This is a genomic window from Flindersiella endophytica (assembly GCF_054779015.1).
In genome coordinates, this window is sequence record NZ_BAAGYY010000015.1 from 268,750 (window position 1) to 283,395 (window position 14,646).

The window sequence follows — 14,646 nt, forward strand, 5'->3', positions numbered from 1 at the left end:
TCACCACCTCGGACAACAGCTCGTCGACCGCCCGACCCGGCGCGACGGAGGAGACGATGACGCCGACCGGAGAACCGTCGACCTGCCCGACGCCGACTCCGAGCACGGCCGGCACCGCCAGACGACCGAACCCGCCATCGCGGCCATGCTGCGCCGCCGACAACTCTTGAGCGAACTCGTTCAGATTCGGCGAGTACTTCACGATCGCTGCCGGCGACCCGTCCTGCCCAACCACCCAGAACACCGATGCCTGCGAGGTGCCTTCGGTCTGGCCGGTCACCGCCGCGACGTCGATGGCCTGCGGCTGGACACCCAGCACCTCCGCAACGTAGCTCCGCAACGCCTCCCGTTGCTGCTCACTGGTGCCCTCCAGCCCTGGCACCTCCGGCGCTGCGCCGAGCAACCGCTGCAGGGCTTCCGTGTCGACTGTGCCGTCGCTGGTACGGGTGGTGGCAGCGGCGAGGTCGAGGAGACGGTCCCGGCCGTCGGATCCGTCGTCGGCGCTGGCAGGGCCGTCGCCGGTCGGCGGTGGCTTGTCCGTCGTCGGTGGGTCGCTGGAGGTCTTGGTGTCGGGTGGTGGCGTGGTGGTGCTGAGCGATCGGGCCGCTGCCTCGGCCTGGGCGACGGACACCTGGTCGCGGAGCTCCTGCTCGGCGTGCGTCAACGAGTCCCGCGTCGTCTCGGTCGAGTCGGCCTGGTCGGCCGCTGCCGCTTCGGTGTATCTGATGACCGCGAGCTGGACGTTCTCGTTGTACGACAGCTGGAACGCGTCGTCGTCGGGCGAGATGTAGTAGCTGACGCTGCCGGGGTCGCCGCTACGCGCGGCGCGGTTCTCGGCCTGGATGTCGATGTCCTGCGACACTCCGGAGTGCGCGGTGACCCGCACGTGCAGGCCGCCCGCGGCCTTGGACTCGGCGCTGATCGAGATGTCGACGCCGCGCGCGCCCTGCATGTTGATGACCAGGACGTGGCCGAGCTCGCCGGCTCTCTCGATCACTTCCTTGAACGCGGCCTCCGCGCCGGCCCTCCCCCCGTTCTCCATCTGCTCCGCGAACCAGTCGGCGTCGATCGCGGTGTGCGGCACCCCGCTGTCGTGCAGCCGCTCGGATATCTTCCCCACGAGATCGTTGCGGTGGGCGAGGATCGCCTGCGGCCGTCCGCTGTCGGACTGCATGTCGCGGGTGTGCTCGGCGATCAAGTCGAGCTTCGCGTCCTCGTTTTCGGAGACGTGCGCTGCCTCCCTGCCCAGCCGGGACTGGTAGTAGCGCAGGATCCCGGCGATCTCGCCGGACATGCCTGCCTGCTGGAACTGCTCACCCTTGCCTTGTGCGGTACCGGAGGCGCCGACGACCCGGTTGTAGGGCTCGCCGGAGTAGAGCTGCTGTGCGTTGATGCTCTTGTTGGTCTCGGGGTCGTCGCGGATGGGCAGACCGTGCTTGGCCTCGATCGCCTGAGCCAGCCCGCCGTTCCACCGGCTCTCCGTCGACGTCTCGGGGTCGAAGAGGACCTCGTGGGTCGTCTGGTCGACGATGAGGATCTTGTCGCCGCGCACGACGTAATGGACCTTCGCCTTGTACTCCAGGTGCGCGGTGGCAGCCATGTTCAGTCTGTCGCGCTCGGCCTTGGACAACGGCCTTCCGAGCAGCTGCCTCACCTTCCGCCGGCCGGCCCTGGTCAACGCCGGCGGACGACCGGACCCTGGCCGCCAACCGAAGTCGGCTTCGGTGAGGTTTCCGTTGGCCAGGTTGTCGGCGAAGAAGTCGTTCGCCCACCTGACCGGCGCGGCGACCTCCTCGGGCGCGAGCCGACCGGCGCCTTCGCTGATGATGTACGTCGGGTTGGAGTAGACGATCGCCTCGTCCACCTCGTCGATGCTGGCGTCGATGATGGTGACGCCGGACTCCCTCTGGCCGGGCACCAGATTGTTCTTGAGATGGCTGAAGCCGACATCCTGGCTGGTACCGACGTAGATCGTGGGCCGGCCGTCCACCGGCAGGGGCGGCATCTCGTCGGCGTCCATCCGGTGGATGTCGAAGCCGAACTGCTCGAGGAGCTCGACGTAGCTCTCGAACTCCCGGTCGGCCAGGTTCCCGCGAGTGGTGATCACCTGCACGGCGTCAACGCCATCCCGTACTGCCTGCAGGGCGGCGTCGACCAGGAACAGCCACGACTTGCCTTCTCCTGCGGCCATGTTGACGTTCTTGCCTGCGGCGAACGCGTGGACGGCCTCGATCTGAGTCCATCGCAACGCGACACCCTTTTTGCGAAGTACGGCTTCGTAGATCGCCGCTATCGCGTCCTCGCGGGTCCCGTGCAACACCAGGTCGCGCAGTGCGTCGTCCTCGAGGTTCACCAGACGCTGGTTCTCGGGAACACTCGGACCCGATCTTGCCGCAATGTCGTGCAGTGTTTTCGCGGTATCGAAGGCCTGGTTCGCGCCGGCCAGCCAGGCCTCGAACTCCACCGCAAGCACCGGCGCGGGTGTCTCGGTCCAGGCGCCGTCCGTGGCACGTACGAACACGCGTGGGTCGTTGAGCCGCTCGCCGTTCTGGTCCCTCACCTCGCGGTAGGCGACCGCGTCACCTGTGACCTGGTCGCGGACGACCTCGTTCTCACTGGCCAGCTCGACCGTCGTCCCGTCGGCGAGGTCGAGGTGAGTCGGCCCGTCGGTCTTGGCGACGACAATCTCGCCGCTGCCGGTGCGCCCCCTCGACCAGATGCCGTCCAGGCCGCGGTCGTAGCTGGTGCCATCCGGCAGTACGACCAGCCGCAGCTCTCCAGTGCCGTCGAATACGGCCCTGGACCCCGCCGGCACCTGAACCGTGTCCGGCTGACCATCGGTGTTCTGTCCGCGCTGGAACGACCCGTCCTGCTGCGACACGTACCAGCCGTCGGGGTCGCGGACCCATCGCGTGCCGGCCGACTCGATGACGGCTGGGTTTCCGCTCGGACCGTCGACGGCGACGGGCGCTGCTGCCTCTGAACCTGGAGCTCCCGCCACCGTGACCACCGGCTGTGTGCGGGGCCGCGCCGGACCTTCCGTCGAGCCGGAACGGGCCGCTGCCGGACGTGGGCCCGCTGTGGTGGCTTCCGCCGGGACTCCGGCAGGCCCGGCGTCGGGGCCACCGAACCTCGACGTGCGCCGGCCGTCCCGGTTGCCCGGCGGTGCTCCCGATCGCGAAGAAGGGCCTGCAGGGCGTGGCTCGGTCCGGCGCCAGTTCGGTGAGCGCGGACCGGAGGGCGGGACGCCATCCAGGCCGCGGCTCAGAATCCGCTCGGAGCCTCGGTCCGCGTGGTCGACCGGGTCCGGAGTGGCCACATCGGGCGTCGTGACGGAGGCGTACGCCGGAGCACCCGCGGGCACCTGCGTCGCCGGTGGAGTGGCCGGTGGCGGAGTGACCCCGTTCGGTGCGGCCGGCACTGGCGTCGACGGCGGAGTGGCCGGCGGAGCAACCGGCGGCGCTGCCGGCGGTTGCGGGCTGGGTGCCACGGGCTGCTGCACTCCCGGCTGCCCGTCCTGCGGCGCGGCATCCAACTGAGCGGCGACGACATCGGAACCGACGTCGGGCGTGACCACGGCTGGAGGACCTCCGCTGTCCGGCGGACCGGAAGGCGGTTGCGACGGGACATCTACGTCCGCCGACGCGGCGACGGGGACCGGCGCGGGTGCAGGGTTGGGCGCGGCTGGTGGGGGTGTGGGCGCCGAGGGGGGAGTGGGCGCCGACGGCGGTGCGGGCGCAGCAGGTACGGGCGCGGGCCTCTGGGGGACGGGTGCCGGCGGAGACGCGTTCCCCGGAGTGGGCGCTCCGGGCGCAGGGCCGCCAGGCGTGGGACTGGGTGTCGGCGTGGGGGCGCCACTGCCGGCAGCGCCGCTCTCACCTGCGGCACCGCCATCACCCGCGTTGCTGCCGTTGCCCGCGGCACCGCTGGCATCCGCGTACTTCCAGCCGAAGTGCTTGTACATCGCGTCCCCGGCGGAGGAGCCGATGTGCACGAGCCCGGCCCGGCCGAAACCGATCGCGAACGACATGATCGCGCCGGTCTGGTAGGCCTGCACCAACTGCTGCATGAGCGCCGGCCGCTCCTGGCCCGGCGGCAGCTGTACGGGCGCGGCCGCGTTCACGACGTTGTCGGCGATGACGCCCGATGGCGGCGAGGTGATGGCGTTGGTCACGCCTGCCTGCAGCGTGTCGGCAAGCGCTTTGCGAGCCGAGTCAGGCGGCGGTTCCGGCGTCCGCCGAAGCAGCGCCCGCAGGTATTCGAGCGGCGCGTTGACCATCGTGCCAAGCGGGCTGCCGAACACACCCGCCAGGCCGTTGATCACGATGGCCCGGAAGTCGAAGCCCTGACGATAGCCCTGCTGGATGGCGTCCCACTGGCTCTTGATCTCCAGCCCGACTTCCTCGAGCCCTTCCCACGCCATGTCCTTGAGCTGCTCGAGGCTGAACAGCCGCAGCAGGAACGGCTTGGTTCCGCCGGCGAGGCCGGTGACCCGCAGCGTGCCGGCGATCCGGTTGACGATCGCGGCGATCCGGGCCAGCGTCTTCCAGATGATGCCCGTCTGCGTGCCCTGAGCGACGATCGGTGGCAGCACCAGCGTCGCGATCAGCAGGATCAGCGCCAGGTACAGCTCATTCCGGATCATGTTCTTCATGTCGCTGACCTGGTTGTCGAAGTGCTCGGTCTCGTCGGCGAGCTGGTTCATCTCGTCGACCAGCGCACGCAGGCCCTGTCCGCTGTCACCTCCGAGCTCACGGATGAGCGCGGCGATCCGCTGGCCCTGGGCGTCCAGCCAGCCGTCCGCGAGCTGGCCGGACGACAGGTCGCCTTCGCGGACCGCCTTGTCCACCAGGGTCGCGGCGGTTCGCCACGCCGTGCTGAGCTGACGGAGCGCATCCTGGTCGATGGTCGGCCAGACCATTGAGACCAGCCAGTCGAGCCAGGCGAAGCCTCCGCCAGTCGGCTTGTCGATCATCGGTTGGCCCTCGACGCGGTTACGGTGCCTAGACCCAGGCCCGCTTGGCGGATGCCATCAGGGCCGGCACCGCCACGCCGTCGGTCTCGACGTAGTTCCCGATGTGTCCCCGCGACGTGGTCACCCCTTCACCGAACATCTGCGCCAGCCCGTTGGCGCCCTCCATGACCGATGGCACAGCACGGTTGTACTTCTCCCGGAACGCGCCGCTGACCATGTCTCCGACCGCGCGGCCGCTTCCGAGCGCGGCCTCCGCTGCCCGGATCTGCGCGGCCAGCCCCGGCCAGGCGGCCGCGAAGTCATGAGCCGCCCGGGCCAGCGTGCTCGTCGCGCTCATCGAGGAGTCCGGGAACATGTCCATGTCGGCGCTCATGTGGGCCTGCCCTTCAGTCGGTTCAGCTGGTGCAGGAACGGCTCGATCTCGAGGTCGGCGAGCTCGGGCGGCAGGTCCGGAGGCAACAGCGCCTTGTCGGCCGAGCGCGCGACCTTCGCCTGCGCCTGCTCCGTTGCCTGGCGGATGGCATCGAGGATGTCTGCCGCCAGCACCTCGCAGTCCTGGTTCCGGTAGATCCGCGGATCGAGCCGGAGCCCGAGCACGTTGCCGCGGCCGTTGACGGTCGCCTCGATCAGCCCGTCGGCGGTTTCGGCCGTGCACTCCGTGTCGTCCAGCGCGTCACGCAGCTTCAGGACCTGGCGCTCGAGCGCTTCCAGGTCGCTGGGATCGTCCGCATCTCCACGTATCTGGCTCATCGCCATCCACGATCGGTCCATCCGGGCGGGCAACGGCGACCATGACCTGTTCCTGCCAGGCGGCCGTTGCACGGCCTGCCGGCGGGAACGATGCTGCGAGTGAGACGAGTCTCCGCGTACTTGTGCGCCGCGCTGCTGGCGTCCATCGTCTTCGTGGTTCCGGCCGGTGTGCCGAGCGCCGCGGCCAAACCGCCCAAGGGCGCATGCACGAACCCGGAGCCGGCCCGGCCGGTGGTCCGCCAGCTGCCGTGGGCGCAGCAGTATCTCGACCCGGAGCGGGCCTGGCCTTTCAGCACCGGCGCCGGTGTCACGGTCGCCGTCGTCGACTCCGGCGTCGACGCCGACCATCCGCAGCTGCGCCGCAAGGGCAAGGTGCTGCGCGGCCGCGACTTCTTCCTGGTCGGCAGGCTGCCCGGCAACTACGACTGTGTGTCGCACGGCACCGGCGTCGCCAGCATCATCGCCGGCGACAAGCTGGACCGCATCGGCTTCCACGGCGTCGCACCGAACGCGAGGATCCTGCCGGTACGAATCAGCGACCGGGAGATGACCGACAACGGCGACACCAGGGTGATCGACCCGAACGTGCTCGCCCGCGGCATCCGCTACGCAGCCGACCAGGGCGCCAAGGTCATCAACCTCTCGCTGTCCGGACTTCGCGACCACAAGCAGGTGCGTGCCGCGATCCAGTACGCGCAGAAGAAGGATGTGCTGATCGTCGCGGCCGTCGGCAACGCCCAGGGCGAGAACGACGGTGCGCCCGACCTCCCGTCCTACCCCGCGGCCTACGAGGGCGTACTCGGCGTCGGAGCGATCGACATCGCGGGCGCGCGGTCCAACAACTCCCAGATCGGCCGGTACGTCGACCTGGTGGCGCCCGGCGACGGCGTCCTGACCGCGACCCGGCAGGCCGGACACCAGTACGTCCGGGGCACCAGCTTCGCCGCGCCGTTCGTCTCGGGCACAGCCGCGCTGGTGCGGTCCGCGTGGCCCGAGCTCACCGCGCAGCAGGTCACGCAACGGCTGCTTGCCACCGCGACACCGGCGCGCGGCGGGCCGGGCTCGCTGGCGTACGGCGCCGGCGTCGTCGACCCGTACCGCGCGGTCACCGAAGGCATGGGTGGGCGGACGCCTGCCGCGGTGCCGGACGCCGAGCGAACGACTCCCGACCCGGCCGTGGTCGCCGAAGCCGCCTGGTGGGACGACGCCGGCACCCACGCCCGGACGATCGGTCTGCTGACACTCGGCGGTGCGGCGATGGCCGGGCTGCTCGGCATCGCGCTCGTCCTCGGCCGGCGTCGTCGCTGGCGGCCGGCCCGGGCCGAGGTCGACCAGAAGCGGCCGCGCGCTGACGAGCCGCCGCCCGAGGAGCTGTTCCAAACCACGCCGTCCCGCAAGCAGTCGAACGACCAGCCCGACGACCCGTTCGTGTTGCCGCCCGGACTGCTCGACCCCTGAGAATCCCAACCGGGCAAGCCGAAACGGGCCCGGACAGCTCGCGCTGTCCGGGCCCGTTCGGTTTTGTACGCGGATTCGCGCGGGCGTCCCGGCTCAGGCCGAGAAGGTGCCACGCACCGCGTTGACGCAGTTCTCCATCAGACCCCGGGAGGTCGTCGTGGCCTGGCCACGCGCCCCCAGCTCGTCGCAACTGGAGACGCCCTGCCGGAAGACCATGTCGTTCGCGATGAACTGGCCCTGCGTGTTGGCGTCGTCGCTCCAGAAATCCTGCGAAGCCAGAACTTGGTTGCGCTGCAGCAGGTTGTCGTCCTCCTGCCGCTGGCGGGCGCCGGTCATCTGGCCGACGGCCGCGTCCATCGCGCCGAACTCGGCTCGGATGTGCATGCTTCTTCCTTTCTGTCCCCTTGGCTTCCAGACTCCGCAGCCGCTCAGGCGGACGGGTTGATGGCGCCTGCGATGCTGCCGCTGCCGAACCCCTGCACGCCGGACTGCTGCGACTGGACGTCGAGGTCGGTCATGTCGTACTGCTGGCCGGCCCGACCGACCGTGTCGCCCTGGTCCTGGTAGGCCAGCGCGATCAGGGTCTTGGTCCGCGTGTCCCAGTCGGTCTGGCCAGTGAAGAACGCGTTCCCGCCGGCGCCCATGAACCCCGGGCGCAGTCCGGCGTCGAGCTGTCCGCCCAGCGTCGTCGTGTTTGTGTGGATCGAGTCACCGATCTGCCTGGTGCGCGCAGCGAGGTGCTGCATGTCTTCGGTAATACCGTGCAGCAGATTCCCGGACATCGAGTCACTCCTCTCGTTCTGGTTGAAGCGATAGTTCGGCGTGTTGCCACGACGACGGTAAGCGGGATCTCACTGCGTTCCGGGCCACGTCAGGTTCCTGCCAGCACGAACGTCCAACCTTCCGACACCGCGACGATCAGGAGCGAATGTCCTGCGACACGTGCTGGAACCAATCGGAGGTGGGGAGATGGCGACGATGGTGGTGCGGCGGCCGGTCCGGCGGCCGGCTCCCGAACTGCCCGGCGGCGAGCTGCTGCTGGAGGCACCGCCGGAGCTACCGGAGCCGGGCGGGCGGCAGTGGATGTACATGCTGATGATGCTGCCGATGGTGCTGATGATGGGCGGCATGGTCGTGCTGTACTCCACCTCTATGGGAGGGGGAGCCGGGTCGGTCCGCTACGTGTTCTTCGGCCTGTTCGGCGCCGCGATGATCGGCATGCTGGTCGTCGGGCTGGTCGCCGGCGGTGGGTCGAACAAGCAGGAGATGCGGTTCGCCCGCCGTGCGTACCTGCAACATCTGGCCCAGCAGCGGCTGCGGGTGCTACGTGCGGTTGACAGCCAACGCGACGCGCTCGACTACATCCACCCGGAGCCGGACGCCCTGTGGTCGCTCGCACCGAGCTACCGGCTGTGGGAACGCCGCCGCGACGACGAGGACTTCGCGGTGGTCCGGATCGGCAGCGGACCGCAGGATCCGACGATCACACTGGTTCCGCCGGACACGCAGCCGCTGGAACGGCTCGAGCCGTTGTCAGCACTCGCGCTGCGGCGTTTCCTCACCACGTACAAGTCGATCCCCGACCAGCCGGTCGCGCTTCCACTCACCGGCTTCGGCCGGATCTACCTTCCCGGCGATCGTGAACGCACGATCGCGATGGTGCGCGCGCTGCTGGCCCAGCTCGGCACGTTCCACGCACCCGACGATCTGCGCGTCACGGTGTGCGCCGGTGAGGACGAGCGCGCGGACTGGGAGTGGCTCAAGTGGCTGCCCCACGCACTGCACCCGGAGAAGGTCGATGCCGCCGGACCGTTGCGCATGGTCGCTCCGACGGTCACCACGATCGAGGCGATGCTCGAGGACCTGCTCGTATCGCGGCCGCGGTTCGACGTCGACAACCCGACCATTCCGTCCGGTCCGCACATCGTCGTGATCCTCGACGGCGGCGACATCGCGGGCTCCGACCACCTGATGACCGGGACGGGCATCGAGGGCGTGACCGTCCTCGACCTGACCACTGCACCTCCGCGCGCTCTGGACCCGAGCATGCTGGTCCTGGACGTCGACGAGACGGGCACGCTGAACAGCGAGACGATGGACGGGGCGGCGGTCCTCGGTGCCGCCGACGCCGCCGATATCCCCACCGTGGAAGGGCTTGCGCGGCAGCTCGCGTCGCTTCGGCTGACCGCCGGTGCGGGCGGCGAGCAGCCGATGTCCGCCGACCTGGGGCTGGCCGAGCTGCTCGAGCTCGGCGATCCGTTCCTCTTCGACCCCGACGACACCTGGGTGCAGCGGCCGAACCGCGACAAGCTGCGGGTCAAGCTCGGCATCCGCGCCGACGGTACGCAGATGGAGCTCGACCTCAAGGAGTCCGCCCAGGACGGCATGGGCCCGCACGGCCTGCTGATCGGCGCGACCGGCTCCGGCAAGAGCGAGTTGCTGCGTACGCTCGTGCTCGCGCTGGCCGTCACGCACCCGCCGAACTCGCTGAACTTCGCGCTGATCGACTTCAAGGGCGGCGCGACGTTCACCCGCCTGGACAAGCTGCCACACACCAGCGCGACGATCACCAACCTGGCCGAGGAACTACACCTGGTCGACCGGATGACCGACGCCATCAACGGCGAGCTGATCCGGCGGCAGGAGCTGCTGCGCGCGGCCGGCAACTACGCCTCGCTGCGCGACTACGAGAAGGCCCGCGCGGCCGGCGCGCCGCTGGCCGAGGTGCCGACACTGCTCGTGGTCATCGACGAGTTCAGCGAACTGCTGACCGCTCGTCCGGACTTCATCGACATCTTCGTGCAGATCGGCCGGGTCGGCCGGTCGCTCGGCGTCCACCTGCTGCTGGCTTCGCAGCGGCTGGAGGAGGGCCGGCTGCGCGGGCTGGAGGCTCACCTGTCGTACCGGTTGTGCCTGCGGACGTTCGCCGAGATGGACAGCCGCGTCGTGCTCGGCGTGGGCGACGCGTTCCGGCTGCCGAGGGCGCCTGGACACGGGTTCCTGAAGGTCGGCACCGATCCGATGGAGCGCTTCCGTTCCGCCTACGTCTCCGGCAGGTACCGCCGTACGCTCGGCGCTCCGGCGAACAGCGGCGCGCCGACGCTGGAGCTGATGAGCTACGGCACCGGTTACCTCGCGCCCGCCGTCGACGAGAACGCCGAGGCCGCCAGCGCCGTGCCGGCGAGCAACGGCGACGACGAGCTCGGCGAGAGCCTGATGGACATCCTGGTCGACCGGCTCACCGGGCGGGGCACTCCCGCGCACCAGGTCTGGCTGCCGCCGCTCGACGAGTCGCCTTCGATGGACGGCGTACTGCCGCAGCTCGTGCGGGACGCGGCACGCGGCCTCGGTTCGACCGACCCCAAGCTGGCGGGGACGCTGCGTACGATCGCGGGCATCGTCGACCGGCCGCTGGAGCAGCGCCGGGATCCGCTCCTGCTCGACCTGTCCGCGGGCGCGGGCCATGTCGCCGTGGTCGGCGGGCCGCAGTCCGGCAAGAGCACCACGCTGACGACGATCGTCGCCGGGCTCGCGCTCACCCACACGCCTCGCGAGGTGCAGTTCTACTGCCTGGACTTCGGCGGTGGCGTACTCGGTCCGCTGCGCGGCCTGCCACATGTCGGCATGGTCGCGGGCCGGCAGGACGTCGACGCCGTACGCCGGACGATCGCTCAGATCAACACCGTGCTGTCCCGACGCGAGCGGATGTTCGGCCAGCACGGGGTGGACACCATCGCGGCGTACCGCCGGATGCGGGCCGACGGCACGCTGCCGCCCGACGCCGACGACGGGTACGGCGACGTCTTCCTGATCGTCGACGGGTGGCTGACCATCCGCAACGACTTCGAGGACCTGGAGACGGCGCTGGCCGACATCGCCACTCGTGGACTGGCGTACGGCGTGCACCTGATGGTCAGCTGCGCGCGCTGGTACGACCTGCGTACGAACGTCCGCGACCTGTGCGGGACGCGGCTCGAGCTGCGCCTGGGCGACCCGACCGACTCGATGGTCGACCGGCGTACGGCGCTGCTGGTGCCGACCGACGCGCCGGGCCGCGGCATCACGGTCACCAAGCACCAGTTCCTTGCCGCCATGCCTCGCCTGGACGCCGTTCCACCGGAGCCGGTGACGGCGGGCGGTGCGGCCGCATCGAGCATCGGCACGATCCTCGGTACGGAGGAGGGCGCGGAGCAAACCGACCCTGCCCAGGAGGGGCTGCCCGGCCTGGTCGCCGCCGTCCGCTCGGCCTGGCCCGGTGAACCGGCGCCGGCCATCCGGCTGCTGCCGGCCGAGGTGCCGTACGACGATCTCGCCGGCGTGAGCAGCCCATCCGCGGGCCTCGCGATCGGTCTCGCGGAGAGCACGCTCGGGCCGGTCCTGCTGAAGCTCAACGAGGATCCGAACCTGCTGCTGCTCGGCGACACGGAGTCCGGCAAGAGCAGCTTCCTGCGTACGATCGCCGGCCGGATCGTCGAGAACTACACCAGCGAGCAGGCGCGGATCGTGATGGTCGACTACCGGCACAGCCTGCTCGGCACCGTCACCGGCGACCACCTGATCGGCTACGGCACCAACCCGGCGATCGCCACCTCGGTGATCGAGCAGGTCGCAGGCGCCATCGCCGCGCGGCTGCCGGGCGCGGACATCACGCCGGAGCAGCTGCGGAACCGTTCGTGGTGGACCGGCCCGGACGTGTACGTCCTGGTCGACGACTACGACATGGTGGCAACCGGCAAGGACCACCCGATGATGCCGCTGTATCCGTACCTCGCGCAGGCCGCCGAGATCGGGCTCCACCTGATCGTCACGCGGCGGTCGGGCGGTGCCGGGCGCGGGCTGTTCGAGCCGTTCCTGGCGCGGTTGCGGGAGGTCGGCACGCCGGGCCTGATGCTGTCGGGTGACCGGGAGGAAGGGCCGCTGCTCGGTGGCCTGCGCGCGCGGATCCTGCCGGCCGGCCGCGGCTTCCTGATCGACCGCCGCGGGACGGTGCAACTGGTCCAGCTGACCTGGCGGCCACCGGCTGAGTGAGGTGCGGCGGGGCCGAAACAAGCGCCGGAACAAAGTCGTGTCCGGTTGCTGTCGCACCCCGTTTCGGCCCCCTGCTTGCGGTTTCACTGGTGCCGACCAGCGTGAGTACACGAAAGGCGATGGCGATGGCAGACATTGATGTCCGGACCGAGGGGATACGGACGGCGTTCGCCTACAACGAGCAGATCAAGATCGACCTCGGTCCGGTACAGCAGTTCCTCACCCCATCGGGCTGCACTTCCGACAACCTCAAGGGCTGCGTGGACTTCAGGACGGTCGATCGCCAGGCGAGCGACGAGCTCATCAAGATCCTCACCAGGGCCGACCAGATGGTCAAAGGCCTACGCCAGGGCGCGAAACGGATGGCCGACAAGTACGACCAAACCGACGCCGAGGTCGCCGACACGATGCGGACCATCTCGCCACACGAGCCCGGCCTTCCAGCGGCCGATGACCACCTGCTGCTGGCGCAGAAGGTCAACGACCCACCGCCGTCGGCGTAGGCCGAAAGGGAAGGCAATGATTCCAGACCCGTACATCGTCAAGAACAGAGACACCGCCGACGCGGCAATCACCGAAGCGCTTGGGGCCCCTTGGTCGATCAAAGCCTACGAGAAAGCGGCGAAGGACGAGGCGACAAACCACACGCCCCGGATTCAGCAGGCCAAGCAGATGTGGCAGGCAGCCGGTGGCGCGCTCGTGCAGGGCGCCACCGAATTGGAGAACGGCATCCATGGCGTACGGGATGCCTGGCCGGACCCCAATTTCTACCCTGCGTTCCAGGAACCGGTCACCGCGTACAAAGGTCGCCTCGAGGCCTCAGGAAACAAGATGAGCACGGGCGATCACATCGCCAAGCTGGACGCGCTTGTTGGAGTGATCCGAGAAGTCAACGCGACCGCGCTTCCACCGCTTGTCACCGATCACAACGACACGATGAAAAGGCTGCTCCAACTGCAGGCAGATCTCGCCTCGGCAAGGGCGAACGCCAACACGATGGATGGCGACAGGGAGCTGAACAAGCAAGTTCAACTGCAGGTCAAGGCCGGTGAGGAGATCGTCAGGCTGGAGCGGATCGACCAGGACGGCAAAGGCGTGATGAACGGCCTCGGCGTGGCATTCGAGGACGCGGCCAGAGCGGTAGTGGACGCTATGAAGGACCACAATCTGGGCGATGCGCCGGCGGCCGGAGAGGCGCCGACCGACCCGAACCGCACTCCCAGGGCGCCTGGCGGGCCAGGCGGTCCGAGCAGTCCGGGCGGCACTCCGCCAGGTGGAGGGCCGCAGCCCGACCAGCAACAGCAACAGCCGGGCGGTGGCGAACAGCAGCCCACCGGGGGTGGCGGCGGGGAACAGCCGCCAGGTGGAGGTGCGGGCGATCCCACGGCTCCCGGCGGCGACACGGGTTTGCCGGACACCGGCTTGTCCAGTGCTCCCCCGTCGACGCTTCCGCCGTCGACCGTTCCGGACCTTCCCACCACGACACCGCCGGGCTCGCCGAACCTGCCCGGCTCTTCCACGCCAGGCAGCACAGGCCCCCTCGGTGGCATCGGGGGCGGACCGTTGGCGGCCGGCCTCGGCGGTTCGTCGCGGCCGGGGAGCGGAACGGGAGCCAACACGCCCAACGTCCAGCAGGCCGCCCGCAACCTCAGCTCTCCGCAGGGCGCTGGCACCGGCCAGGCGCCGGCCCTGGGCCGGCTGGCCGCCGGATCGGCCGGGCAGGCCGGAAGCGGAGCCGGCGGCGTACCTCCGATGATGCCGCCGATGATGCCGCAAACCGGCGCGGGCACGGGAAAGCCCAAGCCCGGTACCGCTCCCGCCACCGGTACGGGACGCAACCGTTCGGCCGGAGGCTCGGCGGGTGTGCCGGCCGGACTGCGCGGCCGGACCGGAGGCGGCGGCGACGGCCAGCGCCGGCCGGCCGTTCGCCGAGCTCGCCAGGAGGCGGAGCAGACCGAGGCGAGCCAGCCGAACCAGAACGTCGAACTGCTCGACTCCGAACTCTGGGAAGTCGACCAGCCGAGTCCAGTGACGGAACGAAGGAGGGTCAGGGAGTACTGATGGCTAACAACCCAGCAGATATTCAGATCAGGACCGGCGCGCTCCGCGACTTCGCCGGAGCCTCTCAGCTCGACATCGACGTGGAGTCGATCGCGCAGCTGCCCGCCGAGGCCGGCCAGGGCCGTTCGCATCCGATGATGCAGGAAGGGACGGCGTTCCACCAGGCCCACAAGCAGGCCGCCGAGGTTGTCGTCGCGCAGTTCGAGGCGATCCGGCAGGGCCACTACGGCTACCGCGACGGCGCCAACCGGATCGGCGACACCTACGTGACCAACCAGCACGACGTCGTCCAGACCCAGCGGGCGGTGGACCCGTTCACCACGGCTCCCACGACGGTCCCGGTCGACGACCGAACCCTCCAGGCTTAGTGAGGA

General features: G+C 69.8%; 10 protein-coding genes (1 of these 10 only partly in view). 5 read left to right on the forward strand and 5 right to left on the reverse strand.

Annotation, left to right across the window (positions count from 1 at the left end; translation table 11 throughout):
* The 3 genes in view from ACYVF6_RS16760 to ACYVF6_RS16770 are tightly spaced (at most 28 nt apart) and all read right to left on the reverse strand, a layout consistent with a single transcriptional unit that may run on beyond the window.
* Positions 1-4,975 carry the start of a glycosyltransferase gene (locus tag ACYVF6_RS16760; RefSeq protein WP_460522172.1) on the reverse strand. 23,030 nt of this gene lie to the left of the window's left edge, so the window shows 4,975 of its 28,005 coding nt (coding positions 1-4,975); the start codon lies at positions 4,973-4,975; its stop codon lies beyond the left edge, outside the window.
* Positions 4,976-5,003: 28 nt separating this feature from the next.
* On the reverse strand, positions 5,004-5,348 hold the full coding sequence (locus ACYVF6_RS16765) for a hypothetical protein (protein ID WP_460522174.1): 345 nt from the start codon (positions 5,346-5,348) through the stop codon (positions 5,004-5,006).
* On the reverse strand, positions 5,345-5,725 hold the full coding sequence (locus tag ACYVF6_RS16770) for a YbaB/EbfC family nucleoid-associated protein (RefSeq protein WP_460522176.1): 381 nt from the start codon (positions 5,723-5,725) through the stop codon (positions 5,345-5,347). Before ACYVF6_RS16770 ends, ACYVF6_RS16765 begins: the two co-directional genes overlap by 4 nt.
* Before the next feature lie 90 nt (positions 5,726-5,815).
* Between ACYVF6_RS16770 and mycP the strand changes: the two genes are divergently transcribed.
* On the forward strand, positions 5,816-7,183 hold the full coding sequence (gene mycP / locus ACYVF6_RS16775) for a type VII secretion-associated serine protease mycosin (protein WP_460522178.1): 1,368 nt from the start codon (positions 5,816-5,818) through the stop codon (positions 7,181-7,183).
* Positions 7,184-7,276: 93 nt separating this feature from the next.
* Here the strand turns inward: mycP and ACYVF6_RS16780 are convergent, their stop codons facing one another.
* Together ACYVF6_RS16780 and ACYVF6_RS16785 are read right to left on the reverse strand one after the other, a co-directional pair.
* Positions 7,277-7,567, reverse strand: a complete 291-nt coding sequence (locus ACYVF6_RS16780; RefSeq protein WP_460522180.1) for a hypothetical protein — start codon at positions 7,565-7,567, stop codon at positions 7,277-7,279.
* 44 nt (positions 7,568-7,611) lie between these two features.
* Entirely contained in the window at positions 7,612-7,965 is a 354-nt protein-coding gene (locus ACYVF6_RS16785; protein ID WP_460522182.1) for a WXG100 family type VII secretion target, read from the reverse strand.
* Between the two features lie 187 nt (positions 7,966-8,152).
* Here ACYVF6_RS16785 and eccCa point away from each other — a divergent pair, with 187 nt between their 5' ends.
* The 4 genes from eccCa to ACYVF6_RS16805 all read left to right on the forward strand — a co-directional run bounded on the left by eccCa (position 8,153) and on the right by ACYVF6_RS16805 (position 14,640).
* Positions 8,153-12,211 carry a type VII secretion protein EccC gene (gene eccCa, locus ACYVF6_RS16790; protein WP_460522184.1) on the forward strand — a complete coding sequence of 1,353 codons (4,059 nt, stop codon included), beginning with the start codon at positions 8,153-8,155 and terminating at the stop codon, positions 12,209-12,211.
* Between the two features lie 125 nt (positions 12,212-12,336).
* Positions 12,337-12,714, forward strand: a complete 378-nt coding sequence (locus ACYVF6_RS16795) for a hypothetical protein (protein WP_460522186.1) — start codon at positions 12,337-12,339, stop codon at positions 12,712-12,714.
* A 328-nt stretch (positions 12,715-13,042) separates the two neighbouring features.
* Positions 13,043-14,272 (forward strand): hypothetical protein, encoded by a 1,230-nt coding sequence (locus ACYVF6_RS16800; protein ID WP_460522188.1) that lies wholly within the window; start codon positions 13,043-13,045, stop codon positions 14,270-14,272.
* A complete protein-coding gene (locus tag ACYVF6_RS16805; protein ID WP_460522190.1) occupies positions 14,272-14,640 on the forward strand; it encodes a hypothetical protein in 369 nt (122 codons plus the stop codon). The genes ACYVF6_RS16800 and ACYVF6_RS16805 overlap by 1 nt, the downstream gene beginning before the upstream one ends.
* Positions 14,641-14,646 lie beyond the last annotated feature (6 nt).